The following is a 24,994-nucleotide window of genomic DNA, read 5'->3' as shown; positions in this document are numbered from 1 at the left end:
TCCCTCGAGGGGCCGGCGGGTTTTCGACCCGCCGGCCCTTCGTCGTATCCGCGTACCGACAACGACGTCGGCCCGGGGGAAACGACGACGATTCAGCAGTAGGTATCGCCACGCGACACCTACCGCTGACCGACGGTGTCGCCGAGCCGACGAATCCCCGGCCGCAGACACCACTGCGCCGCAGGCCATCTCGACCTGCGGCGCAGTTGCCGTCGCGGAATCAGCCCTGGTGTTGGGTGAGCTGTTGGGTTATCTGCTGGTTGATCTGTTGCAGACCGGAGGTCGACAGACCGGGCAGCTGCCCCTGGATGGTGCGAACCACCGTCGAGTCGTCGCGGACCTTCTCGCTCGACTGGACGAGAACGGTTCCGGAGCCGGTGAAGTCGAACTGGCGTTCCTCACCGGAGTTGATGCCCAGCCGCATCCCGGCCGCGGCGATGAAACTGTTCACCCATGCCTGGTCGAAGTGGTGGCTCGGCGACGGGCAGTCGGCCCACCCGACGAGGGCTTCGGGGTCCACCCGCACCGGCGGTTCGACGAACATCACGGGCCCGTTCGACGACGCCAGGAACTTGCCAGTTCCGATGATGGTGAGGAAGCCCGGCACGATGGACTGGTTGAGCGACAACTGCGGCTGGAACGCAAGGAGGTTCGCGGCCCGAATGGTGAGGTTGCCGTCCTCGAGGTCGTAGGCGTTGATGTCGTAGCCGCGGTCGCCGATGATCAGCTTTCCCTGGCCTTCGGCGACGACGTAGTCCCCGAGGTACAGCGGCGCCGAGAACTGCTGGGCCACCATCTGCAGCAGCTGTCCTTGCAGACCGTGCGTCAGCGCGGTGAACTGCATCTGCCCGTAGTAGGCGATCATCGCGCCCTTGGACATGAACCACGGCTGCGCGGTATTCAGGTCGATGCAGAACGAGTAGTTGTTGTCGGGAACGTTGTCGTCCGACGGCAGATTCATCGGACTCCACACGGTGTTGAGTTGGCTCACAGCTTCTCCTCCGATGCCTGCACGTACACGACTCCCTGGCCGGCGCATTCCAATTGCATTGCCTCGCCGCCGGTTCGGCCGACGTTGCGCCAACTGACCGTCGATCTCAGAGTGGTGGTGACCTGGCCGGACGCGCCGACGAAGGCCTGCGGATCGACGGTCACCGGCGGCTTCTGCGGCGACACCTCGAGCTCGAAGACCCCACCGTGTCCGAGGATCACGACCTGTCCGGGACCGGACACCTGGGTGGTGAACATGCCCTGTCCGGTGACGACGCCCGCCGCCGCGGAACGCAGCGCGCCGAACAGGCCACCGCCGCCTCCGCCGCCTCCCTGCGAGGCCACCGAGACCACCGATGCCTGCAGGTTCGCGCCGTAGGCGAGGAGCCGCGAGGCCTCCACGCGGATGGTGCCGCCGACCTGGCCGAGATCGACGATGTGGACCTCGATGCCGCGGTAGCCGTAGTGCACCTCGCCGTTGCCTTGCGCGATCATCGTCGACTCGTGTTCGCCGGCGAGCATGCGGCCGGCCATGCCTCCGATCGCCCCCATGCCCGGCATACCGCCGCCCATCCCGCCGCCGGCGATCTGATGCGGCTGGAAGAGGACCTCGCCCTTGTAGAAGAGCATCGCGCCCTTGCGGGCGACCACGGGGCCGGTGCGGCCGATGTCGACGGAGACGACCTTGCTGTTGACCTTGGTGAACATCGATCTACCTCGCCCTCACCGCTCGGCCGGCTGGATCGACACGACGCCGGTACCGTCCCAGCGCAGCGAGAATGCCTCGCCGCTGCCCTGGCCGATCACCGACCGCCAGGACACATCGGTCACGAACGACTGGCTCAATTGCCCACGCGCACAGACGAAGGCGTCGGGGTCGACCACGAGCGGGTACTGCGGTGACACCTCGAGGTGGATCAGCGGCCCACCGTTGGAGATGAGCGCCACCTGTCCGTGCCCGGTGACCGTCGTCGTGAACAACCCCTGACCCGACGACGCGCCGCGCAGGCCTGCGAAGGTGACGTTGGTCTGCAGGTTCCCGTTGAGCACCATCAGCTGCTCGGACTCGACCTGCAGCGTCTCGTTGTTCAGTTCGATGATCGTGGTCTCCGCGGCGTCGTGCGCGAAGTAGACGACACCGGTGCCCGACGCCTCCATGAGCGACAGGCCCTCACCGGTCGCCCGCTGTTTCAGGCCGGCGAGCACCCCGTCGCCTCCACCGAAGCCGGCCGACTTGAACGCGACCTGCCCCTCATAGGCGACCATCGATCCGCTCAACGCACGAACCGCGGTGTTGTTCAGCCTCGCCTCGACCACACGTTTGGAGCGTTGTACCAATTGCATTCGACGTGCCTCTCTCGCCGGGGAGGCCGCCTGCCGACCGCCCCACGTAAGCCAATCGACGCCACGTCCGCGCACCCGCCGTGATCGGTGCCCACCCCGCCGTGAGCCGGTGGCTGCGGCCACAGACGCGGATGAAATCCAGCCGATAGCATCGGAGCGTGTCCGGGAATTTCGTACGTCGTTGGTTCCGCAACGATTCACGCACGAATTCCGCTCCACCTGCATCGTCGGAACAAATGACATCGGCGTTCCTCGAGTCCGAATCCGTCCTCGCTGACATCGACCCGGCGGTGGGTGCAGCGGCCGCCCTCGATCCCCGCACACCCCTACGGGCCGCGTGGTCGGCGCTGCGCGAGGAGCACGCGCGGATCACCGCCGAGTACCTCCAAATCGCCTCTCCGCCCGAAGGCGCACGCATCCGTCAGCAGGACATCGACCGGGTGACCCACGACTTGCGCGGTGTCACGGCGTCCATGCGCCGGTTCGCCGACGCCAACTCCGCCGCCCTGATGGAGGCCCGCGGCGCCATGCAGTCGGCCCAGTCCAAGGAGCACGAGGCCAAGGTCGCGGCCAACCGGGCGATGACCACGCTCGAGAACGCCGGTCCGTCATTCGGTCGACTGAAGACGGTGACCGACGCCACCGACGCGCTCGGCCGGGCGCTGCGCACCTTCGAGCAGGCCACGGGTCTGCCCGAACGGCAGTCCGCGGCGAGATCGGTGATCGCCGCGGCGACGAACCTGGAAGAGGTCCTGGCCGAGGCGCCGACGTACACCGAGCGGGCCCGTCAGGTCATCCGGTCGGTGGAAACGCGACGCAGTGCCATCGCCAACCGCCGGGCCCGGGTGCCGGAGATGCTGTCGATCCTGCGGCGCGAGTTCAGCGCGGACTGCTCGGCCGACCTGCAAAACACCGAGACCACCGTCGACGAGCGCCTTGCGCACGCCGACGCCGCCATCTCCGACGCCCGGAGGATGCTCGCCGATGCCCCTGACCAGGCCATCCAGCAGGCCGACGCCGCGCGCGACGATCTCGCGGTCGCCGAGGATGCGGTCGACGCCGTCTTCGAACGGGTTCGGGTGCTCCGCGACGTCCGTGCCGACCCGCAGGCGGCCGAGCAGCGTGTCCGGTTCCGTCTGCGCGACGCCCAGCTGTTCGCGGTGAACCATTCCCTGGTTGACGAATGGGGTTCTGTCCTCGATGCTCAGGCCGACCGGATCGAGCGTGCGAAGGGGGACCTCGATCGCGTCCACCCCGACTACTGGGGTTACCTCACCCAGCTGCGTGCCGTGGACGACCGGATCATCGAGATCATCTCCCGGATGAGAGGACAGGTGGCCGCACGATGACGATCGCCGCAAGCCACGATCACGCCCGACTCGAACCCGGAACACTCCGACATTTCGATCATCTCGGCCAGTCGGTCATCGAGTCCCTGTTCTGTCGCCCTCCGGAGCCGATCGACCGCAGCAGTTGGCCCGCACAGAGGCTGGCGATCGGTTTGGGCGCGACGCTGTACGTGCCGGCCACGCGCCCCGACCTCGCGGGCGTCATCCGCAGGCGGCGCTCCGAAGGAGTGGTCTCGATGGTGATCGACCTCGAGGACGCCGTCGCCGATCACGAGGAGGCCGATGCCATCGGCCACGCCGTCTCCGCGTTGCAGGAGATCTCCGACCATCCCGGTGACCCGGTGCTGCTGTTCGTCCGCCCGCGCTCGGTCGACCGGATCCCGTCGATCGTCGAGGCATTGCGCGACCGGGCGAACGGTGCTCCGAGCGCGCTCACCGGTTTCGTGATCCCGAAGTTCGGCTCTGCCAACGCCGGTGCGGCCATCGATGCGGTCCGGCAGGCGAGTTCTGCCCTGGGACAGCATCTCTGGCTGATGCCGGTGCTCGAGTCCGCATCGGTCGTCCATCGCGAGACACGCGACGAGGAACTCGCGACCATCGCGGCGCACCTCGCCGCGTTCCGCTCGAACGTGCTCGCCGTGCGGATCGGTGCCACCGACATCTGCGGCTACTTCGGCATCCGCCGCGACCGTGACCTCACGATCTATGACGTACGGGTGGCCGCCGACGTGATCGCCGGGATCGTCAACCATCTCGGACGCAGCGACGAGTCCGGCTTCATCGTGACCGGACCGGTGTGGGAGTACTTCGCCGACCACGAGCGGCTCTTCCAGCCGCTGTTGCGCCACACGCCGTTCCGCGAGAGCGATGCGGTGTACTTCCGGCAGCAACTGGTGAGCCGGGACATGGACGGACTGCTCCGCGAGATCACCCTCGACCGCGCGAACGGCCTGCACGGCAAGACCGTCATCCATCCGGCCCACGTCGCGGCGGTGCATGCCCTGTCCGCGGTGACCCATGAGGAGTACCACGATGCGCTCGACATCCTCGCCGCCGATTCCGGCGGTGTGCGGGCGTCGTCGTATCGGAACAAGATGAACGAGCTGAAGCCACATCGGAACTGGGCGCTGCGCGTGATGGATCGTGCCGCCGCATTCGGTGTGACCCGGCAGGGCGTCACCTTCGTGGACCTGCTGACCGCGCTCGCCCGACAGGGAGCGGTGTCCCGGTGACAGTTCAGGGCACCCCAGCGGAACGCGAACCCGACTGGGTCACCACACGTTTCGGTGTAGAGGTCACCGCCGAGGGAGGCGGCCACGCCGGTCATCGGCTGCGCGACCTCGTCGTTCTGGGTCTCCGACACAACCGCAGGCGCGCACACCTGCTCGTGTCGACGGTGCTCGGCAAGCACATCCCGACACCTGTCCGCCGCGTGCGGGGTGCCGCCGACGACCTCGGTGCGGCGATCATCGACCGGATCGGGACCGACGCCGCCCGCGACGCCGTGGTCTTCGGTTTCGCCGAGACCGCCACGGGACTGGGCCATTGCGTGGCCGAGGCGATCTCGGCCTCGCGCTATCTCCATTCGACGCGTCGTCATCTGCCGGGGGTGATGGTGTCGGGAACGTTCGAGGAAGGGCATTCCCATGCGACCACCCACCTCCTGCAGCCCGGCGACCCCGCGTTCCTCGACGCCGGCACTCGCGACGAGACGCTGATCCTCGTCGACGACGAGATCTCCACCGGCACCACCGCCGTCCGCGCGATCGAGTCCGTCATCGGGTCCCACCCCCGGACGCGATTCGTCGTCGCATCGTTGGTGGACATGCGCACCCCCGACCAACGCGCCGAATGCGACAAGACCGCAGCCGAACTCGGGGTCGAGGTCGCCTACGTCAGTCTCGCCCAGGGTTCGGTGTCGCTCCCGCCGACGCTGCTCGACGAGGTCTGGGAGCTGGCATCCGACGACCTGAATCCGGTGGCGCCACAGCGCGCCCCGGTCACCGAGATCGAGCTCGACTGGCCCGACGACGTCCCCGACGGGGGGCGGCACGGATTCCTGCGCGAGGACTCCGCGGCGTTCCATCGCGCCGCCGATTCCGCTGCCGAGACGATCACCGCGCACCTCGAGCCGGGCCGCCCCGTCGTGGTGATCGGTCACGAAGAGCTCATGTACGCGCCGTTGTGCATCGCCGAGGGCATCGAACGCCGGGGTTTCGAGACCGGCTACCAGACCACGACCCGGTCCCCCGCCCAGGTGCACGACGTCCCCGGTTATCCCCTGCGCCGCGGATTCCGCTTCCGCGCACCGGAATCCGACCCGGGAACGCCGCGATTCGTCTACAACGTGTCGTCGGCCGTGTTCCCGGATCCGCAGGTGGTGCTGGTCGTCGACACACCCGCCGACACCGCGGACCTCCGCGCCCCCGGCGGCCTGCTCGACGTGCTCACCGCCGCCGGGCATCCGGTGACCCTGACGATCCTGCCCGCCGCCCCGCAGCACGCGGCCGCGACGCCCGCGTCTCAGGAGATCTCACGATGACCGCATTCGACGCCACACGGACTCCGCCGCTGTGCGGGCCGCAGTTCGGTTCCTACGCACCCGACGAGGTCACCTGGCTGCTCAAGGATCTGTCCGATGTCGCGCTGGAAGGCGATCTTCGCGAGCGCGAGCGCCGTATCCAGTCCGGGCAGGCCCATTACGCCGAGTCGCTGCCGATCGAGTACCAACCCGGCCCGGAGTACCGACAACTCTTCCACGAGACGCTCCGCACCTCGGCACGCCGGCTCGCCGAAGCGGTCGGCGTCGTCTCGGAACTCGTTCTGGCCGAACGATCTCCGGCTCCGACCCTGGTCTCCCTCGCCCGCGCCGGCACCCCCGTCGGCATCCTCATCCGGCGTTGGATGCAGACCGTGCACGGCATCGAGCCGCAGCACTACACGATCTCGATCGTGCGCGACCGGGGGATCGACACCGTGGCGCTCGATCACATCGTGGCCCGGCATTCCGGCGAGTCGATCGTCTTCGTCGACGGATGGACCGGCAAGGGCGCCATCCAGCGCGAACTCACCGCGGCGCTCGCCGAGTACGCGCGACTCCCGGACCGTCCGCGGCTGAACGACGAGCTGGCCGTACTCGCCGACCCGGGATCGTGCACCACGCTGTACGGCACGCGCGACGACTTCCTCATCGCCTCGGCCTGCCTGAACTCCACGGTCTCCGGACTGGTGTCGCGCACTGTCCTGAACGCCGATCACATCGGTCCCGGCGAGTTCCACGGCGCCAAGTTCTACCGGCACCTCGCCGAACACGACGTCTCCGCGCAGTTCCTCGATTCCGTCAGCGCCGAGTTCGAGGCGGTTCGCGACCGCGTCCGCGACCGCCTGGCCGCGATGACGCCGGAGAGCAGGACCCCGACCTGGGCGGGATGGAGGTCGGTGGAACAGATCCGTCTCGAATACGGGCTGTCGTCGGTCAACCTGGTCAAGCCGGGCGTCGGCGAGACCACGCGCGTGCTCCTGCGGCGAGTGCCGTGGCGTGTCCTGGTGCGCGAGGGCGACCTGCCCGAACACCGGCACATCCGCCTGCTCGCGGCCGAACGCGGCGTACCGGTGGAGGTCTCTCCCGACCTCGCGTACTCGTGCGTCGGACTGATCAAGGAAGACGCGTGAGCGCTGGTGTCGGTCCGGCGAGCGCCCTTGTGGCGACCGACCTCGACCGCACGCTGATCTACTCCGAGGCCGCGATGGGCGCCGACCAGTTCGCCCGCCTCGACACGGTGTGTGTCGAGATCTACCGCGGCGGGCCGCTGTCGTACATGACCACCACCGCCGTCGAACTCCTCGCGCAGCTCGCCGCGGAGGTGCCGGTGGTCCCGACCACCACGCGGTCACCCGCGCAGTACGAGCGCATCACGCTGCCCGGCGCCCCGTTCCGTCATGCGGTGGTGAGCAACGGCGGCCGCATCCTCGTCGACGGCGAGGACGACGCCGACTGGCGGCGACACATCGAACGCGTGGTGATCGCGTCGGGTGCCGGCCTCGACGAGATGCTCACCGAACTGCGCCGACGGATCGATGACTCGTGGGTGCGTTCGCTGCGTACCGCCGATGACCTGTTCTGCTACCTCGTCGTCGAACCGGACGCCCAGCCCGAGGCGTTTCTCCCCGACTGGCGGGAGTGGTGCGAGCGGCGTGGCTGGACCGCGTCGCAGCAGGGGCGCAAGATCTACACGACGCCGCGAGCGCTCACCAAGTCCTCGGCGGTCGCGGAAGTGCGTCGCAGGCTCGTCGACGACGAGCTGCTCGCCGCGGACGCGCGGCTCCACGCCGCGGGTGACGGCCGACTCGACACCGACCTGCTCTCCTACGCAGATCTCGCGATCCGACCGCGCCACGGCGAACTCGAAAGCCTCGGCTGGACGATCCCCGGCCTCGAGGTGACCGCCGGGACCGGGGCGCTGGCCGGGGTCGAGATCCTCGAGTGGTTCCTCCGGTCGGTGCACGACCCCGGATTCACCCCGGCCCGCTCGGAACTCACGGCATCGGGGCCAGCACGTCGGGATGTCCGTGCCGGCGGCACCAACTGATCAGATAGCGGGCGTGCAGACCGCACCACCGGTAGACGGCGGCCTGTGTCATCGGCGATGCCGCGGGATGTTCGCCCCGCGCCTCGATGATCGGCCCCAGGTAGTGGCTCGTCACCTTGTTCGCCGTGTTGGGTGAGACCTTCGCCGCCCGTGCCAGACTGGCGCCGTCGGAGGCGTTTCCGGATGCGATCGCGCCGGCCAGGCGGCCGGCGGTGTGCCCGCGCTGACCGGTCAGCAGTTCGTAGAGCGGCTTGCGTCGCGGCGGCTCCACCTTCTCGGCGACGGACTGTCCCAGCGCCGCCGCCCGGATCGAGTTCATCAGTGTGGCGAACCCGTCGGACTTCGCGATGACACCGACGACCTCGTTCCGCAGTCGCGCCTCGTCGAGGTGGTCCTGCTCCAACCCGTACCCCTGGGTGGCGAGGATGACCGGCGCGTGTCGGTCGTGCTCGGCGAGGATCCCGATGGCGTCGAGTCCGTCGAAGGTCCACTCCATCTCCGGCCGGTTCCAGATGAGATCGGAGACGACGACGTCGAACCTGACGTTGCCGACGACCGACCTGACGAACTCGTCCTCGTCGGTGGCCACGGCGATGTGGGCGGAGTCCAGAGCAGACTCGAGGGGAGCTGCCACCACGTGGCCCAGGGGCGAGGCCACCAGTACTCGCAGACGATTCGGCATGTGCATGATTTTGCCTGAAGTGCGTCGATCGTGCGTGATCACGCAAGCAACTCGATTTCGCGAGCGCGTCAGTATCCATTGCCTATCAATCAGGTCGCAAAAACGTGACATGCCACATCTGATTCGCAAGTCTGGAGAAGTAGGAGTCTGCGGAGGAACGCATTCGCAGACGTCTGCACATGATCGCGAGAAAGGTCGATCACGGCTTCGGGGCATGAGTCGATCGGCCCCACGGCGATGTCCGAGGCCGGTTTCCTGACAAACCGTGTCAACAGGAGGACCGTATCGATGTCAGCCCCTCTCGACGAACTGCAACGACCCCACGAGACCCCAGAGGTCACGGTGCCGTCTCACCTGGCCTCGGTCGGACAGACGTCACCGACCTCCGCACCCACACCGGCACCATCCTCGTCCGCCCGCAGACCCGTCGCCGTGGTCGCCGAAGGCGACATCTACGACGCCGCGCTCGTCGCCCTCGTGGAGGGCTGCGGGTACGACGCGACGTTGGTCGAGCCCGCGCAACTGTCCACCTTGCGCAACCCCGCCCTGCTGATCGTCCGGTCCGCCGGGGTCCTCAACCTGGTCCGGCGGGCACCCCGCTTGCGGAACGTCCAGACCGTCTTCGTCGGCGACGGTCTCGTCGGACGTGACCAGATCCGGATCTCGCCGCGCGCACACGGCGCCGAGACGGCGCTGAAACAGGCGCTGGCCACTGTCGTCGGACCACCGGCGCAATCGTCGGGGGCCGCACCCGCCAACCGTGTACGGGTGACCGAGCGCGAGCGCGAGATCCTGAAGACTTACACACTCGGCGCGACCCTCCGCGAGACCTCGCACATCCACCGGATCGCCGAGAGCACCGTGCGCGAGCACTACCGGCGGGTGGTCCGGCGCTACGAGGAGGCCGGACGACCCATCGGCAACAAGGCGCAGTTGCTGGTGGAGTTCATGGCCGACGGGTGGGTGCGCCCCTAGGGAGCGGCATCGACACCCGCGATGGTGCCCTTGTAGCCACGACGCGGCGTCGGCCACGGCCGAGACCGGAGTGGTGAGGTCACTTCCCGGCTCGTCGACCGGCGCCGGCCGGTATGGACGAACCTCGACAGCCCGGGCTCTCGCGTGCGCGACGGGGCGTCCTCGGAGGTCTTCTCCGGCGGCGCGTCGCTCATCGCGTGGATCGCCGTACAGTTGACGGTGCTGCAGATCTTCTTCCGCCGGCCCGTGATCGCGGTGATCGGCTCGTGGAGATCGCCCTCGCAGTTCTCGGGCGTCGAGCCCTTCGACACCGCGACCCGCACACCGCGTCACCGATCCCTGTCGCCGCACGGAGGACCACGTGAAGACCCGTCCGCTCACACTCGCAGCCGGCCTCCTCGGAGTGGCGGCGCTCGCCGAGACCTACCGGGCGTTCGTCCGCCCGTGGGTGATGACCTGGGGCGCGACCGTCGACGAGGCGACCGCCACACTGCCCGGCGACGAACTGCTCCCCGACGCCGACGGCATCGCCACGCGGGCGATCACCGTCGACGCGCCGCCGGAGGCCGTCTACCCTTGGCTCGTCCAGATGGGACCGTCCCCGCGAGGCGGCGCGTACACCCACGACTGGATCGAGAACCTGCTCGGCCTGGACATGCACAGCGTCGACCGGATACTCCCGGAGTACCAGCACCCCGTCGTCGGCGACACGATCGGTGATGCGCCGCGCACTCCGAAAGTCGTCGTCGCAGAACCCAACCGCGCGTACGCGACCCTGACCGCGGACGGCAACTGGCTGTGGTCGTTCACGCTGGTGCCCCACGGCGACGGCACTCGACTGATCAGCCGCAACCGATTTCGTCTGCCGGGGCTCGCCAGGAAACTCGGGATGATCCCGATGGAGCCCGGATCGCTGATCATGGAACGCAGGATGCTCCGCGGCATCAAGGAACGCGCCGAGCGACTCGCCCGCGACGGGTGACCACGCGGGCCGAGAGTGCTTCCGCGGAAACGGGTCCGCGACATGGCACCCTGGAGAAGTGCTGTTGCCGACGTTGACCCCCACAGCCCCGGATGATCCCGAAGTCGTCCGCATCGGCGACGATCACCTGTCCCGCGAGGATCTGGTCGGCGCCGCCACCGCCGTCGCCGAACGGATAGCGGGAGCGCGAACCGTCGCGGTTCTGGCGCAGCCGACCGTCGAGACGGTCCTCGCCGTCGTCGGCGGATTGATCGCCGGCGTCCCCGTCGTGCCGGTGCCGCCCGACTCCGGGCCGCGCGAACTCGAGCACATCCTCTCCGACTCCGGTGCACAGGCGTGGCTCGGTCCGGCCCCGGATGAGACCACCCTGCCCGTCGTCCCGGTCCGCCGGTACGCGAAGTCGTGGCACCGGCACCCCGAACCGCGCGCCGATTCAACGGCCCTGATCCTCTACACCTCCGGTACCACCGGACTGCCGAAGGGCGTGCCGATCACCCGCCACGCGATCGCCGAGGGACTCGATGCGCTCGCCGACGCCTGGCTGTGGACCGCCGACGACACGCTCGCCCACGGCCTCCCCCTGTTCCACGTGCACGGGCTGATCCTCGGTGTGCTCGGCCCGCTCCGACGCGGCGGCCGGCTGATCCACACCGTGAAACCGACCGCGCCGGGGTATGCCGCGGCCGCCGAATCCGGGGCGTCGATGTTCTTCGGGGTGCCGACGGTGTGGAGCCGGGTCGGCGCGGACCCCGACGCGGCCCGGACCCTCTCGTCGGCGCGGGTGCTGGTCTCCGGGAGCGCGCCCCTGCCGGTGCCCGTCTTCGAGCGGATCCGAGACCTGACCGGGCACGAGATCGTCGAGCGATACGGCATGACCGAAACGCTCATCACCGTGAGCACCCGCGTCGACGGCGAACGACGGCCCGGGTGGGTCGGACTGCCGTTGGCCGGGGTCGAGACGCGACTCCGCGAAGGCGGAGAGGACGTCCCCCACGACGGCGAGAGCGTCGGCGACCTCCACGTGCGCGGACCGATGATGTCCTCGGGCTACCTCAACCGGCCGGAGGCGACCACCGAATCCTGGCTCGACGACGGGTTCTTCGCGACCGGCGACGTCGCCGTCATCGATCCGTCCGGTATGCACCGCATCGTCGGCCGGCGCGCCACCGACCTCATCAAGTCGGCCGGCTACCGCATCGGGGCGGGCGAGATCGAGACGGTGCTGCTCGCCCACCCGGCGGTACGAGAGGTCGCGGTGATCGGCGTCCCCGACGACTACCTCGGCCAGCGGATCGTCGCCTACGTGGTGGGTGATGAGGTGGCCGACACCGAACTCATCGAGTTCGTCGCCGGCGAACTGTCGAATCACAAGCGCCCGCGGGAGATCCGGTTCGTCGACTCGCTTCCCCGAAACGCGATGGGCAAGGTGCAGAAGAAGCTGCTCGGCTGAGCCGGGGCCTGGGAAGCGCCCCGGAATCCGCCCTCCAGCGCGCAGCGGATGACGTCATCGCATCCGCTGCGCTGCCGAGGGTGGAGATCAGGGGCGGATCTCGGACGCGCCGGGTCCGGTACGGATCAGTTCGCCCAGCCGCGCTCCCCCAGCCACTCGGTGATGATCCCGACCGCCTCCTTGAGCTTGGGGATCTGGTCGCGGCCCGAGTAGTAGTGCGTCGCACCGACGATGGTGTGCATCGTCTTGTCCGGGTGTCCGACCGCGTCGAACAGCCTCTTGGTGTGGCTGGGCGTGCACGCGTTGTCCGCCGAGTTGCCGATGACCAGCGTGGGAACCTCGAGATCGGCTGCACAGCGCGGCCCGTCGCCGTTGGCGTCGTCGTAACTCCACTGCGACAGCCAACTCCGCAGCGTCGAGAAGCGGGCAAGACCGACCGGTCCCATGTTCACGATGCGCGGATCGCCGAGGTAGCAACCGAGTTCGCGATCGCTGGGATCGACGGAGAGATCGAGCCACCGCGGATCGGCCATGGTGCCGTGCACGATGAACCCGCGCTCCATCAGCGGCTCGCCGCGGCCGCGGAGCTCGGCGAGCTGCTCTTTCACCCAGGCGGTGATCCGCCGGTTCCGCTCGATCTGCGCGGCACGGTAGCGCTCCAGGAACTCGGCGCTGTACGGCGGCTGGTTCGGGTTGTCCGGGTTGTACAGATCGAGCTCGGGATCTCGCTTGTCCGGGTCGTTCTCGTCGAGGATCGACGGGTCCATCCACTCGGTCAACGTCCCGTGGCGCGAGACATGTGCCGCGAGGAGCATCATGCCGTCGGCGGCCGGCAGGTCGAGCCGGGTGAGGTCCGGCGGCTCCCCCGCCGGGGTCTCGGTGATCGTCGCGCGCTGCGCCTGCTGCTGATAGAACAGCGACAGCGCCCCGCCACCGCTCCAGCCGGCCAGGATGACCTTCTCGTAGCCGAGGCGTTCCTTGGCGTCCTTCACGCAGGCTCCCAGATCCTGGACGACCTTCTCCATGATCAGCGCGCTGTCGACGCCGCGGTATCGGCTGTTGCAGTAGATGACGTGGTGGCCCGCCCGCGCGAGCGCGTTCGTCATCGGCAGGTAGGCGCCACCGCCGATGGGGTGCATGAAAATGATGACGTTCTTTGATGGCACCCCAACGGGTTTGAGCAGGTAGCTCTCGAGGACGACGCTCTCGGTGACCCCGCCGTAGGTGTCCTTGTAGGCCGACGTGTCGTCGAAGACGACGAGGTAGGGGATGCGTTCGTACTCGTGACGCGGCAGCGTGGCCGTCATGCGCGGGCTCCTTCGGGGACCTCGGCGGCCGCGGAATCGGCCGAACCGGTCATCACGGGGGTGGGGATCAGGCGGCGTCGGGTGTCGATCGCGATGACCTTCCATTCGACGCGGTCGAACTCGTCGAACTTGCGCCGCGACCGTTCGCGGGCCCGTTCCGGGATGCCGTGGTGAAGGCCCTGTGGCGCAAGGGAGATGAAGCCGGGCGGCATGTCGACGCCGAACAGCTTGCCGCCGTGGAAGAACGCGATCTCGTCGAAGTCGGTGTTGCGGTGGTACCAGGGCAGTCGTTCGGCACCCTTGCGCGACTCCGCCGGTCGCGGAAGGAAGTTCATGACGTAGACGCCGGTCGCCTGCATGAACAGGTGCACGGTGGGCGGGAGGTGGACCGACTCCGAGGTGATGACGTCGTAGTCCTCGATGTTGAACGTGAACGGGAACAGGTCGCCGCGCCAGCCCTCGACGTCGAGCGGGTGGAACGGGTAGTACAGGGTCGTCTCGCCGTCACGCTGGCGGAACCGGACCTCGTACTCGTCGCGGCCGTCACCCTCGAAGGCCTCCGCCTCGGGCACGACGACAAGCGAGGAGTCGAACGGGAAGAACCGTCCGAGCACACCGGGCTCGGGCACCCGGAATTCCTCGACCGCCTCGATGATCAGCAGCAGCGACGGGTTGTCGGGGACCTGTCGGTACGTGCAGCCCTTCGGGATGTAGAGGTAGTCGCCGGGGCGGTAGGGCAGGCGGCCGAACTCGGTCTCGAAGTAGCCGGTGCCCTCGTGGACGAAGAACAGCTCGTCGCCGTCGACCGGCCGGAACCAGAACGGCGCTGCCTCGCTGCGTCGGCTCAGCGAGATGCGGCAGTCGTCGTTGTAGAACATCAGCAACGGCTCGCCCGCCGGATCGATCTGATCGGTCGGGGTCAGCTCGGTGACGAACTTGTCAACGCCGGTGTGGGTCCCGACCGCGCGGAACTGCGTCGGATCGTTGCGCCGGTAGAGGTGCGCGGTGCGGCCGGTGAAGCCGTAGCGGCCGAGTTCGTCGTCCTTGAAGTCTTCGACGTCGCGGTGGACCTGCCGCGGCGTGCGGCCCTTCCGGTGCTGGATGAACGATTCCATGGGCTCCACTCCTGAGCTGTGGTCGGGAGGGCGTGACAGGCGACGTCCTGCGCGGAGTCCCTCCCCAGGCTGTTCCCGCGCGGATTTTCTGATGCTAGATTCAGGTTCAGAATATGACAAGGGCCACAGTCTCCGACGAGACGTCCGCGAACCGGACGCAGTTGCGTGATTCGATGAGATGAACCGCCCCGCGGAAGGAGAGTGCGCGGTGCCGCCGACGAACAAGGGACGTCAAACGGAGGCTGCATTCCTCGACGCAGCGCGACGCTGTTTCGCCGAGAAGGGCTACCTGAACACCAAGATCTCCGACATCGCACAGGCCGCGGGCCGCTCGACGGGGTCGTTCTACAACTACTACGACAACAAGGATCAGTTGCTCGAGGCGCTGCTGGACCAGTTCAGCAACGAGGTGGTCGAGGCCTCGCTCGCCAGCAAGAACACCGACCCCGAGGACGGGGTCCGCCAGGCCGTGACCGCCTATTGGACCACCTACAAGAAGTACCTGCCCGAGATCATCGGCCTGTTCCAGATGTCGATGCTCGACGACGACTTCCGCGACCGCTGGCATGCGCAACGCGCTGCCGGCATCAAGCAGGTGCTCGCCGGCCTGCACGGCGCCGAGCGCGGCGGGTACGACATCGGCATCCCCCTCGAACCGCTCGCGACCGTCCTGGTCAACATGCTCGAATCGTCGTGCTGGTCCTGGCTCGCCGTCCGGGGCGGGGTCGCCGGGTCGATCCCCGACGACGAGACGGCCATCGAGATCCTCACCGCCGTCTGGTATCGCACGGTGTACGGATCGAGAACGAGCCGCTGAACGCGGACCGGTTCTGTCCCTTGAAATCCCGGACGAGCCTCGCGACAGTGGGTGCATGACGATCGACGTCCGGCCCGCCACCGTCTTCGACGACATCGCGACGATGGTCGGTCCCAAGAAGCCGACCTCCAACGTCTGCTGGTGTCTCAGCTACCGGATACCGAGCAAGCAGAACCAGCAGTTGCAGCGCGAGCAGCGAGGCGAGTTCGTCAAGCAGTTGTGCGACAGCGGGATTCCGCTCGGCGTCCTCGCGTATGACACGAGCGGGGAGACAGAGGAGGTCGTGGGTTGGGCGGCGGTGTCACCGCGCGCAGACACGACGTTCGCCCGCAATCGCACGATCCCGCACGTCGACGACCTCCCGGTGTGGTGCGTGTGGTGCATCCGGGTGCGACCCGGCCACCGGAAGAAGGGCATTTCACATGCGCTGCTCGAGGGCGCGGTCGAGTACGCGCGATCCAACGGCGCCCCGGCGATCGAGGGCTACCCCGTCGACAACCGCGGGGAGAAGGTCGATCTCACGATGGCCTATGTCGGGACCCGCGGGTTGTTCGAGAAGCACGGGTTCACCAAGGCCGCGGACACGACCTCGGTGTTGAACGGATTCCCACGAGTGCTGATGCGGAAGATGTTGGTGTGAGTTGCGACAGGGCGACTCGGCTCGCGTCCCGCGCCTATCCGCACGCCAGGGAGTCCAGCGCGCATTCGGGCACGTGAATCCACCCCTCCCGCAGCGCGACCGCGAGGTCGTCAGCCGAAGGCCGTGTGGTCAGGCCCAGTTCCGCAGCCCGTGCGATCAAAGCGGTGATCACCGCGTCGAAAGCATCGTCGTCGGTACGCATGAGGCCGTCGTGCCGACCGAGAACGAGCCAGGGCGCCGCGGAGCACAGGGCGTCGACGAGTTCGGCGAGCACGGATCGGTTGGCGGAACGCTTGTATCCGCGCGAGGTGAGTCCCCACCGCTTCAGCGCCCCCGCCGGGTAGGCCTCGACGGCCCAACCGTCCACCCGGTTCTCGACGCCGAGGTCGGCGAGTAGGCCCGCGCAGCGGAAGGCGACGTGTGCGATCTGGTCCGCCGACACGCTGAGCGGGCGACCGAGGCCGGACTCTGCGACCCACAGGTCGGTGCGGCGGAGCGCGAGAGGACGGCGCCGGGAGATCTCGTCGAGGCCGCGCCCACCCGGTAAGCCGCCACGGTGATGTGCGACAACGAACTCGACGAAGTCATCGGGCCAGCCGAAGGGCGAGTCGATGCCGACACGTGTCGCACCGTCGACGAGGTGCCGGATCGCGGCGTCGTCGCATCCGACCCCCAGTTCGACCACTTCGGCGCGGTCGTCGAACCATTCGAGGACCGCGATCGCGGTCTTGTCCGGCGATGCGGACAGGTCGACGCCGACCGTCCGCATCGCCGGCGACATCAGATCCTGCCGTCGAGGAATTCCGCGTAGGCCGGCAGATCGAGCTGTCCGTGACCGGACAGGCCGATGACGACGACCTGCTCCTTGTCGCTGTCGGCAACGGCCGCGGCACACGCGGCGATGGCGTGCGTCGACTCCGGTGCCGGGACGATGCCCTGCGTGCGCGCAAACGTCACACCCGCCGCGAAGGCGTCCTTCTGCGTGATGGCGACACCCTCGACCAGTCCGAGCTCGACGGTGTGGCTGAGCGCGGGCGCCATGCCGTGGTAGCGCAGGCCGCCGGCGTGGATCGGGTCCGGAACGAAATCCATTCCGAGCGTGTGCATCTTGAGCAGCGGCGTGAGGCCGGCAACGTCACCGTGGTCGTAGCGGTACTCGCCCTGGGTGATCGACGGGCAGGCGGCCGGCTCCGCGGCGACGATGCGCGGGTTGGAACGGCCGTGGATCTTCTCCCGCAGGAACGGGAACGAGAGCCCGGCGAGGTTGGAACCGCCGCCGGCGCAACCGAAGACGACGTCGGCGCCACCGGGCTCGACCGCGTTGAGCTGATCGACGGCCTCCTGGCCGATGACACTCTGGTGCAGCACGACGTGGTTGAGCACGCTGCCGAGTGCATATCGGGTGTCCGGGTCAGAGGCGGCGACCTCGACCGCCTCGCTGACGGCCATTCCCAGGCTGCCCGTGGTGTTCGGATCCTTGGCGAGCATGGCCCGGCCCGACTCGGTGAGGTCCGACGGGCTCGGGTGCAGGGTGCCGCCGTAGGTGCGGATCAGGAAGCCGCGGTAGGGCTTCGAGTCGTACGACGCGCGGACCTGCCACACCTCGACGTCGATGCCGAACTGGGCCCCGGCGAAGGCCAGCGCACTGCCCCACTGACCGGCGCCGGTCTCGGTGGTGAGCTTGGTGACGCCGTCGACGCTGTTGTAGTACGCCTGCGCCACAGCCGAATTGGTCTTGTGGCTGCCGACCGGGCTCACGCCCTCGTACTTGACGTAGATGCGGGCCTTGGTGTTGAGCGCCTTCTCGAACTTGCGGGCGCGGATCAGCGGCGAGGGCCGCCACATCTTGTAGATCTCACGGACCGGTTCCGGGATCTCGATGTACGGCTCGGACGAGACCTCCTGGGCGATGAGACCACTGGGGAACAGCGCGGCCAGGTCGTCGGGTCCCACCGGCTCCTTGGTGCCGGGATGCAGGTGGGGCGGGATCGGGGTGTCGAGCTCGGCGGCGAGGTTGTACCAGTGCGTCGGGACCCCGACGGTCACCAGATCGGGATTGGTGGCGTCTACTTGCGTCATGGATTGACACTCTAGTGCGCGCGATCCCCGTCGTACTCCGGCTGATGCATTCTCGCGACGATTCGTAGAGAACAACGGGACATGGCGCGCATTTTCGCTACGAAATCCCTAGTCAGGGAGCATCGGGGCGTCGTCGCCGTGGTCGCGGCCGATCAGCACGGCGCGGGTGACCGAGTCGCGGCCGAATCGCTCCCGCAGCAGGTCCATGGTGGTGTCGAGCCGAACCCCGACGCCCGGTCCGCTCGAGACGCTCCCCGCGGCCCTGTCGGTGTCGAACGGGAGCGTCAACTGAATGCTGTCGCGAGGGTCGAGGTTGGTCAGCGACAGCCCGAGGAGCGTGCACCCGCTGTCGCGGATGGTCGGCATCGCCTCGGCCAGCAACCCCCTCGCCGTCGCCATGACGATGTCGGTGCGATCGGTGGGCTCGGGCAGCGTGCGGGATCGTGTCGCGCGAGTGAAGTCGTCGAATCGCAGCCGGAGGACGACCGTGCGGCACACCCGCTCCGCGGTCCGGAGCCGCTTGCCGAGCCGTTCGACGATGGCCACGATCGTCGCCTCGAGGTCGGCGCCGGACTTCGGCCGGCGTCCGAGGGCGCGTTGGGAGCCGATCGAATGGCGGCGCTTACCCGTCTCGACGCGACGGGGGTCCTGTGCCAGCGACAGCGCGAACAGGTGCCGGCCGGCTCCGGGGCCGAGGAGCGAGCAAAGAGCACGTTGTCCGAGTGCCGCGATGTCGCCCACCGTCTCGACGCCGGCGTCGTGGAGCTTGGCCTCGGTGACGGGTCCGACGCCCCACAACCTGCGGACCGGCAGCGGATGCAGGAAGGACAGCTCGGTGCCCGGTGCGACGATCAGCAGTCCGTCGGGTTTGCCGACCGCACTCGCGACCTTGGCCAGGAACTTGCTGCGTGCGCCGCCCACCGTGATCGGGAGACCGACCTCGTCGCGGACGCGGCGGCGGATCGTCGTGGCGATGTCCTGCGGGGACCCGCTGACGCGTCCGAGCCCGCCGACATCGAGGAACGCCTCGTCGACGCTGATGCCCTCCACGACAGGCGTCGTGTCGTGGAAGATGTCGAAGACCTCGCGGCTGGCCTCCATGTAGGCGTCGAACCTCGGCCGGACCACGACGGCGTCCGGGCAGAGCCGGCGCGCCTCGTGGCCGGGCATCGGCGAGCGCACTCCCCTCGCCTTGGCCTCGTAGCTGGCGGCCAGCACCACGCCTCCCCCGACCAGGACGGGGCGTCCTCGCAGGGCGGGATCGTCCCGCTGCTCGACCGAGGCGTAGAACGAGTCGAGGTCGGCGTGCAGGATCGAGGCCTCCTCCCGCTCGCGCCGCTCGACCCGCATAGAACATATGTTCGCATACCGATCGGACACGTCGCCAGAGGAATCGCCCCTTGATTTCAAGTGAACTCGAACTTGAACCCTCGGGGCATGACGCCACCCCGGGCAGTGCCATGAAGGCCATTGCACCCGTTGCCCACGATGCCCGTTGCCCACGATGCCCTCGACGCCCAGAGCCTCGAGGGCAACGGGGGTGCGTTCACGCGTCGATCAGGCAACAGTCATCCTGTTGGTGTGATGACCCCCACCTCGAACACCGTCGACGGAGTGCTCCGGCGCACCGCCGCCCGATTCCCCGACCGCACCGCCCTTCACTTCGGCGACGAGGCCCTCACCTACCGTGAGCTCGACGACGCCGTGACCCGGGCCGCCGCGCACCTGCTCTCCCTCGGCCTCGTCAAGGGCGACCGGGTGGCCGGCTACGGCACCAACTCGCACGCGTACGTCATCGGCTACCTCGCCGCGGCGCGCGCCGGCCTGGTCCACGTGCCGATCAACTACGCCCTGCGGGCCGGTGAGCTGAGCTACCTGCTCGAGCAGTCCGGAGCCCGTGCCGTCCTCGTCGACCCCGCCCTCGCCGAGAACCTCGACGCCGTCATCGACGTCGTGCCCGCCGAGTTCGTGATCCCCCTGCGCGACGCCGACGACTCACTCGTCGCCATCGTCACCACCGGCGACGTCCCGGACCTCGAGACCGAGGTCGCCGACAGCGACCTCGTCCAGCTGCTCTACACCTCGGGTACGACGTCGAAGCCCAAGGGCGCCATGATGACCCACCGGGCGCTCATCCACGAGTACACCTCGTCGATCATCGCGCTCGATCTCGACCCCGCAGACAACCCGCTCATCTGCATGCCGCTCTACCACTCGGCCGGCATGCACGTGTTCATGCTCCCCTACCTCGCGGTCGGCGCGACGGTGCGTCTCATGCCTGCCCCCGACATCCCCGAGATCCTCCGCCAGGTCGAGGAATACCGGATCGGTTCGCTGTTCTTGGCCCCGACCGTGTGGGTGCCGCTGTCCAGCCACCCCGATCTCGACAAGCGCGACCTCTCGTCGCTGCGCAAGGCGCAGTACGGCGCCTCGATCATGCCCGTCACCGTCCTGCAGCGACTGCGCGAACGCTACCCCGACCTCGGCTTCTACAACTGCTTCGGCCAGTCCGAGATCGGCCCGCTCGCAGCGGTTCTGCGACCCGAGGAACACGACGCCCGGCCGGCATCGTGCGGACGCCCGGTGTTCTTCGTCGAGGCCCGCGTCGTCGACGCCGACGACAACGACGTCCCCGCCGGTGAGCCCGGCGAGATCCTCTACCGCTCACCGCAGTTGTGCGAGGGCTACTGGGAGAACCCCGAGGCGACCGAGGAGGCATTCCGCGGCGGGTGGTTCCACTCCGGCGACCTGGTGACCCGCGACGAGGAGGGTTACATCACCGTCGTCGACCGCATCAAGGACGTCATCAACACCGGCGGCATCCTGGTCGCCTCGCGTGAGGTCGAGGACGCGATCTACACCCACGACGACGTCGCCGAGGTCGCCGTCATCGGCACCCCGGACGAGAAGTGGATCGAGGCGATCACCGCGGTCGTGGTGCTGCGCGCCGAGGCCACCGTCACCGAGGCCGAGATCATCGAGCACGTCAAGCAGCGCCTTGCGCCGTTCAAGGTGCCCAAACTGGTGAAGTTCGTCGAGGAGTTGCCGCGCAACCAGAGCGGCAAGCTGCTCAAGCGCGAACTGCGCGGCTGACCGTTCGAGATCGGGTTGCGTTCCCATCGCCGTGGGAACGCAACCCGATCTCGTTTGTGCGGCGCTACCGTGGGCCACATGACCGAGCGCGCCAGGCCCGACCGACACGACGACACGCCGACGCCCGACGAGGTCGACATCAAACCCCGTAGCCGTGACGTCACCGACGGTCTGGAGAAGACCGCGGCGCGCGGCATGCTCCGCGCGGTCGGCATGGGCGACGACGACTGGGCCAAACCGCAGATCGGCGTGGGATCGTCCTGGAACGAGATCACCCCGTGCAATCTCTCCCTGGACCGGCTGGCGAAAGCCGTCAAGGACGGCGTGCACGAAGGCGGCGGATACCCGCTCGAGTTCGGGACCATCTCGGTGTCCGACGGCATCTCGATGGGCCATGAGGGGATGCACTTCTCGCTGGTCTCGCGCGAGGTGATCGCCGACAGCGTCGAGACCGTGATGAGCGCCGAACGACTCGACGGCTCGGTCCTGCTGGCCGGGTGCGACAAGTCACTGCCCGGGATGCTCATGGCGGCAGCGGGACTCGACCTCGCGTCGGTCTTCCTCTATGCCGGATCGACGCTGCCCGGGTACGCGCGGCTGTCCGACGGGTCGGAGCGGCAGGTCACCATCATCGACGCCTTCGAGGCCGTCGGCGCATGTGCTCGCGGGCTGATGAGCCGGGAGGACGTCGACACCATCGAGCGCGCCATCTGCCCCGGTGAGGGCGCCTGCGGCGGCATGTACACGGCGAACACGATGGCCAGTGCCGCCGAGGCCCTCGGGATGTCGCTGCCGGGCAGCGCCGCTCCCCCGGCACCCGACAAGCGGCGCGACGGTTTCGCACGTCAGAGCGGCATCGCCGTCGTGGAGATGCTGCGCCGCGGCATCACCGCACGCGACATCATGACCCGCGAGGCGTTCGAGAACGCGATCGCGGTGGTGATGGCGTTCGGCGGATCGACCAACGCGGTGTTGCATCTGCTGGCGATCGCCAGCGAGGCGGAGGTGGAACTGACGCTCGACGACTTCACGCGCATCGGCAAGCGGGTGCCGCATCTGGCGGACGTGAAGCCGTTCGGCCGGCACGTGATGTCCGACGTCGACCGGATCGGCGGCGTCCCGGTGATCATGAAAGCCCTGCTCGACGCCGGACTCCTGCACGGCGACTGCCTGACGGTGACCGGCCGGACCGTCGCCGAGAACCTTGCCGACATCGCTCCGCCGGACCCGGACGGCCAGGTGCTGCGGGCCACCCGGTCGCCCATCCACCCGACCGGCGGCATCACCATCCTCAAGGGTTCGCTGGCGCCGGAGGGCGCGGTGGTGAAGTCGGCCGGTTTCGACTCCGACGTGTTCGAGGGAACGGCGCGGGTGTTCGACCGCGAGCGGGCCGCGATGGACGCACTCGAGGACGGCACCATCACCGCGGGCGACGTCGTGGTCATCCGCTACGAGGGCCCCAAGGGCGGACCGGGTATGCGGGAGATGCTGGCGATCACCGGCGCCATCAAGGGCGCCGGCCTCGGCAAGGACGTGTTGCTGATGACCGACGGCCGCTTCTCCGGCGGCACCACCGGCCTCTGCGTCGGCCACGTCGCGCCGGAAGCGGTCGACGGCGGGCCGATCGCGCTGGTCCGTGACGGTGACGCCATCCGACTCGACGTCGGACGGGGTCGCCTGGATCTCCTCGTCGACGACGACGAACTGGCGTCACGGGCAGCAGAGTTCACTCCCCTGCCGCCCCGCTACACACGCGGTGTTCTCGCGAAGTACTCGAAGCTGGTCACCTCTGCGTCGCAGGGTGCGGTGTGCCGCTGAGGCCGCAGCGCGCGGCCGGCTAGGCGTACCCAACCCGTCGGGTCAGTACAGCTAGGGAACCAGCGCCCCGAGATCGAGGGAGCCGAAGTCGAGCGGGCCGCCCGGCTTCTGGCATCCGGTGACGACCAGCTGCTGAGGGTTCGGCAGTCGATCGCCCTCCTGCGGACCGGTCTTGATCCGGAAGTAGATCGTCTTCGTCCCGTCTACCGACGGTCCGGGCGCCCCGGACACCGCGTTCAGGTCGATGGTCTGCTGAGTGAGGAATCCGTCGGGCTGTGCGTTCCGGTTGTAATTGTTGTTGCTGTCCCATTCCGGAACCCGGGCGCCAGGCCTGATCTCAGCGGCGGATCACCCACCCACCGGGCGATGGGCCAGGCTATTCCCGACTCCTCCCGCCAGGGCGGTTCCATGGTCGCCGGAATGTCCGTCCTGTTGACCATGTCCGGATCGTTCTCCTCGGCGAACCACCAGTCCGGCTGGAAGAACGTGGAGTTCGTGTAATTCGTGACCTTGATGGTGGCGGTGCAGTCCCCGTTGGACACGCCCTCCAGTTCCACTCCGCCGCCGTCGGCGTGAGCGACTCCTGCACCGGACATGCCGCCGGTGATGATCCCGCCGGCGAGGACGGCCGCCAGCAGTCCACGCATGGATGTCTTGGTCATGAGACCCCCGTCAGGACTCGAAAAACGGGGGACGACGGGATTGCCGACCTTCGCCACCGTCACCGTAAACTCGATCGGCCCGGCACATGGCGCACTTTCGTGATCCCGTTGTCCGGCCCGCTGGCAGGTCTCGGCACGGCATCGGACACGCCTCAGAAGGATCTCGATCGGTTTACGAATACGTCTCCGCTAGTTCACTTTTGCATACATGCGGACACTCTCGACACATGCGTCCATCCCGTTACAGATCTCGGTTCGCCGTGACCCTCGCCTCCGTGGCCGCACTAATCGCGGGCACGGGCACCGCCGCGGTCTCGACCGCGGACACGCCGAAGCCCAACTACGTCGCCCTCGGCGCCTCCTTCTCCGCGGGCGTCGGGATATCCCCGTCGGCAACGGGAGCCCCGGCCGGATGCGGACGGTCGGAGAAGAACTTCCCCCGGCTCGTCGCCAAGGCAAAGGGCTACGACCTCACGGACATGAGCTGCGGGGGCGCGCAGACCCGTCACATGACCGAATCCCAGACCACCGGGCAGCCAGGCCAGTTCACGGCGCTCTCCGAGTCGACGGATGTCGTGACCCTGCAACTCGGGTACAACGACGGCAACGTGTACTCGGGCGCCATCGCCGACTGTTCCCAAAGCGGTTCGATGAGTTCGCCGCTCGCTCCGTGCGAGGTGCGCACCGCGGGGCGCTACCCCGCCGAGATCCTGCTGACCGGGCCCAAGATCGCAGGGGTGATCGACGGGATCAAGGCACGGGCGCCCCGAGCCCGCATCCTCGTACTCGCCTACCCGGCCGTCTACCCCAGCCAGGGGAACTGCCCGCTGCAGAACCCGTTCTCGGCCGAGGACACCGCGTTCCTCAACCGGCTCGAGGTCCAGCTGAACGACATGCTCAGGACCCAGGCGCTGGCCAAGGGGGTGGAGTTCGTCGACACCTACACCCCGAGCGTCGGCCACGACTCCTGCAAGTCGCAACTGACGAGGTGGATGGAGCCGTATTCGAACCCGGTCGGCGCGATCCGTCTGCACCCCAACGCCAAGGGGCATCAGCACATGGCGGAGGCGGTCCTCGACGCCCTCGACTGAGTCGGCGGGTC

General features: G+C 68.3%; 25 protein-coding genes. 13 read left to right on the top strand and 12 right to left on the bottom strand.

Annotation, left to right across the window (positions count from 1 at the left end):
• Positions 1–220: 220 nt before the first annotated feature.
• From GP2_RS13870 to GP2_RS13860, 3 genes are read right to left on the bottom strand one after another with little or no spacing between them, the layout of a single operon-like run.
• Positions 221–991 (bottom strand): AIM24 family protein, encoded by a 771-nt coding sequence (locus tag GP2_RS13870; RefSeq protein ID WP_006901150.1) that lies wholly within the window; start codon positions 989–991, stop codon positions 221–223.
• Entirely contained in the window at positions 988–1,698 is a 711-nt protein-coding gene (locus GP2_RS13865) for an AIM24 family protein (protein ID WP_006901149.1), read from the bottom strand. The genes GP2_RS13870 and GP2_RS13865 overlap by 4 nt, the downstream gene beginning before the upstream one ends.
• Before the next feature lie 15 nt (positions 1,699–1,713).
• Positions 1,714–2,334, bottom strand: a complete 621-nt coding sequence (locus GP2_RS13860) for an AIM24 family protein (protein ID WP_006901148.1) — start codon at positions 2,332–2,334, stop codon at positions 1,714–1,716.
• 236 nt (positions 2,335–2,570) lie between these two features.
• On the opposite strand from GP2_RS13860, the gene GP2_RS13855 reads away from it, so the two are divergent.
• From GP2_RS13855 to GP2_RS13835, 5 genes are all read left to right on the top strand, one after another.
• Positions 2,571–3,683, top strand: coding sequence for a hypothetical protein (locus GP2_RS13855; RefSeq protein ID WP_006901147.1), 1,113 nt, complete (start codon positions 2,571–2,573; stop codon positions 3,681–3,683).
• The gene (locus tag GP2_RS13850; protein WP_006901146.1) at positions 3,680–4,915 is read left to right on the top strand and encodes an HpcH/HpaI aldolase/citrate lyase family protein; all 1,236 of its coding nucleotides are present in this window, start codon (positions 3,680–3,682) and stop codon (positions 4,913–4,915) included. Before GP2_RS13855 ends, GP2_RS13850 begins: the two co-directional genes overlap by 4 nt.
• Positions 4,912–6,225 (top strand): phosphoribosyltransferase family protein, encoded by a 1,314-nt coding sequence (locus GP2_RS13845; RefSeq protein ID WP_006901145.1) that lies wholly within the window; start codon positions 4,912–4,914, stop codon positions 6,223–6,225. The genes GP2_RS13850 and GP2_RS13845 overlap by 4 nt, the downstream gene beginning before the upstream one ends.
• Positions 6,222–7,355, top strand: coding sequence for a cysteine protease StiP family protein (locus tag GP2_RS13840; RefSeq protein WP_006901144.1), 1,134 nt, complete (start codon positions 6,222–6,224; stop codon positions 7,353–7,355). The genes GP2_RS13845 and GP2_RS13840 overlap by 4 nt, the downstream gene beginning before the upstream one ends.
• A gap of 74 nt (positions 7,356–7,429) precedes the next feature.
• Positions 7,430–8,272: an HAD family hydrolase gene (locus GP2_RS13835; protein ID WP_051997225.1), complete on the top strand. Its 843-nt coding sequence runs from the start codon at positions 7,430–7,432 to the stop codon at positions 8,270–8,272.
• Here GP2_RS13835 and GP2_RS13830 read toward each other — a convergent pair.
• Positions 8,220–8,960, bottom strand: a complete 741-nt coding sequence (locus GP2_RS13830) for an MSMEG_1198 family transcriptional regulator (protein ID WP_006901142.1) — start codon at positions 8,958–8,960, stop codon at positions 8,220–8,222. The genes GP2_RS13835 and GP2_RS13830 overlap by 53 nt on opposite strands.
• Positions 8,961–9,242: 282 nt before the next feature.
• On the opposite strand from GP2_RS13830, the gene GP2_RS13825 reads away from it, so the two are divergent.
• Positions 9,243–9,929 carry a helix-turn-helix transcriptional regulator gene (locus GP2_RS13825; protein ID WP_006901141.1) on the top strand — a complete coding sequence of 229 codons (687 nt, stop codon included), beginning with the start codon at positions 9,243–9,245 and terminating at the stop codon, positions 9,927–9,929.
• Here the strand turns inward: GP2_RS13825 and GP2_RS13820 are convergent.
• Entirely contained in the window at positions 9,926–10,252 is a 327-nt protein-coding gene (locus tag GP2_RS13820) for a hypothetical protein (RefSeq protein WP_006901140.1), read from the bottom strand. The genes GP2_RS13825 and GP2_RS13820 overlap by 4 nt on opposite strands.
• Before the next feature lie 38 nt (positions 10,253–10,290).
• Here GP2_RS13820 and GP2_RS13815 point away from each other — a divergent pair, with 38 nt between their 5' ends.
• Positions 10,291–10,911 carry an SRPBCC family protein gene (locus GP2_RS13815; protein ID WP_006901139.1) on the top strand — a complete coding sequence of 207 codons (621 nt, stop codon included), beginning with the start codon at positions 10,291–10,293 and terminating at the stop codon, positions 10,909–10,911.
• 58 nt (positions 10,912–10,969) lie between these two features.
• On the top strand, positions 10,970–12,361 hold the full coding sequence (locus tag GP2_RS13810) for an acyl-CoA synthetase (RefSeq protein WP_006901138.1): 1,392 nt from the start codon (positions 10,970–10,972) through the stop codon (positions 12,359–12,361).
• A 125-nt stretch (positions 12,362–12,486) separates the two neighbouring features.
• On the opposite strand, the gene GP2_RS13805 is transcribed toward GP2_RS13810, so the two are convergent.
• Both GP2_RS13805 and GP2_RS13800 read right to left on the bottom strand, forming a co-directional pair.
• Complete coding sequence (locus GP2_RS13805) at positions 12,487–13,668, bottom strand: alpha/beta hydrolase (RefSeq protein WP_006901137.1); 1,182 nt, start codon at positions 13,666–13,668, stop codon at positions 12,487–12,489.
• Positions 13,665–14,783, bottom strand: a complete 1,119-nt coding sequence (locus GP2_RS13800) for a homogentisate 1,2-dioxygenase (RefSeq protein WP_006901136.1) — start codon at positions 14,781–14,783, stop codon at positions 13,665–13,667. The genes GP2_RS13805 and GP2_RS13800 overlap by 4 nt, the downstream gene beginning before the upstream one ends.
• A gap of 208 nt (positions 14,784–14,991) precedes the next feature.
• Here GP2_RS13800 and GP2_RS13795 point away from each other — a divergent pair, with 208 nt between their 5' ends.
• Both GP2_RS13795 and GP2_RS13790 read left to right on the top strand, forming a co-directional pair.
• A complete protein-coding gene (locus GP2_RS13795; protein WP_006901135.1) occupies positions 14,992–15,600 on the top strand; it encodes a TetR/AcrR family transcriptional regulator in 609 nt (202 codons plus the stop codon).
• Between the two features lie 55 nt (positions 15,601–15,655).
• Positions 15,656–16,240 (top strand): GNAT family N-acetyltransferase, encoded by a 585-nt coding sequence (locus GP2_RS13790; protein WP_006901134.1) that lies wholly within the window; start codon positions 15,656–15,658, stop codon positions 16,238–16,240.
• 34 nt (positions 16,241–16,274) lie between these two features.
• Here GP2_RS13790 and GP2_RS13785 read toward each other — a convergent pair whose 3' ends face one another.
• The 3 genes from GP2_RS13785 to dinB form a co-directional block, all read right to left on the bottom strand.
• Positions 16,275–17,021: a DUF429 domain-containing protein gene (locus GP2_RS13785; RefSeq protein ID WP_040527059.1), complete on the bottom strand. Its 747-nt coding sequence runs from the start codon at positions 17,019–17,021 to the stop codon at positions 16,275–16,277.
• Positions 17,021–18,319 (bottom strand): TrpB-like pyridoxal phosphate-dependent enzyme, encoded by a 1,299-nt coding sequence (locus GP2_RS13780; protein WP_006901132.1) that lies wholly within the window; start codon positions 18,317–18,319, stop codon positions 17,021–17,023. The genes GP2_RS13785 and GP2_RS13780 overlap by 1 nt, the downstream gene beginning before the upstream one ends.
• Positions 18,320–18,427: 108 nt before the next feature.
• Positions 18,428–19,669 carry a DNA polymerase IV gene (dinB, locus tag GP2_RS13775; RefSeq protein WP_006901131.1) on the bottom strand — a complete coding sequence of 414 codons (1,242 nt, stop codon included), beginning with the start codon at positions 19,667–19,669 and terminating at the stop codon, positions 18,428–18,430.
• Between the two features lie 234 nt (positions 19,670–19,903).
• Here dinB and GP2_RS13770 point away from each other — a divergent pair, with 234 nt between their 5' ends.
• Both GP2_RS13770 and ilvD read left to right on the top strand, forming a co-directional pair.
• Positions 19,904–21,412 carry an acyl-CoA synthetase gene (locus tag GP2_RS13770; RefSeq protein WP_006901130.1) on the top strand — a complete coding sequence of 503 codons (1,509 nt, stop codon included), beginning with the start codon at positions 19,904–19,906 and terminating at the stop codon, positions 21,410–21,412.
• A gap of 78 nt (positions 21,413–21,490) precedes the next feature.
• On the top strand, positions 21,491–23,230 hold the full coding sequence (gene ilvD / locus GP2_RS13765; protein ID WP_040527057.1) for a dihydroxy-acid dehydratase: 1,740 nt from the start codon (positions 21,491–21,493) through the stop codon (positions 23,228–23,230).
• 51 nt (positions 23,231–23,281) lie between these two features.
• On the opposite strand, the gene GP2_RS22425 is transcribed toward ilvD, so the two are convergent.
• Together GP2_RS22425 and GP2_RS13760 are read right to left on the bottom strand one after the other, a co-directional pair.
• Positions 23,282–23,461, bottom strand: coding sequence for a hypothetical protein (locus GP2_RS22425; RefSeq protein ID WP_006901128.1), 180 nt, complete (start codon positions 23,459–23,461; stop codon positions 23,282–23,284).
• 5 nt (positions 23,462–23,466) lie between these two features.
• Positions 23,467–23,892 (bottom strand): hypothetical protein, encoded by a 426-nt coding sequence (locus GP2_RS13760; protein ID WP_306302388.1) that lies wholly within the window; start codon positions 23,890–23,892, stop codon positions 23,467–23,469.
• Positions 23,893–24,167: 275 nt separating this feature from the next.
• Here GP2_RS13760 and GP2_RS13755 point away from each other — a divergent pair, with 275 nt between their 5' ends.
• The gene (locus tag GP2_RS13755; RefSeq protein WP_255218628.1) at positions 24,168–24,983 is read left to right on the top strand and encodes an SGNH/GDSL hydrolase family protein; all 816 of its coding nucleotides are present in this window, start codon (positions 24,168–24,170) and stop codon (positions 24,981–24,983) included.
• The last annotated feature ends 11 nt before the right edge of the window (positions 24,984–24,994 follow it).

The organism is Gordonia paraffinivorans NBRC 108238, from assembly GCF_000344155.1.
Classification (GTDB): domain Bacteria; phylum Actinomycetota; class Actinomycetes; order Mycobacteriales; family Mycobacteriaceae; genus Gordonia; species Gordonia paraffinivorans.
The sequence above is the reverse complement of the archived record's forward strand: the minus strand, read 5'-3'. Positions and strand labels throughout refer to the sequence as shown.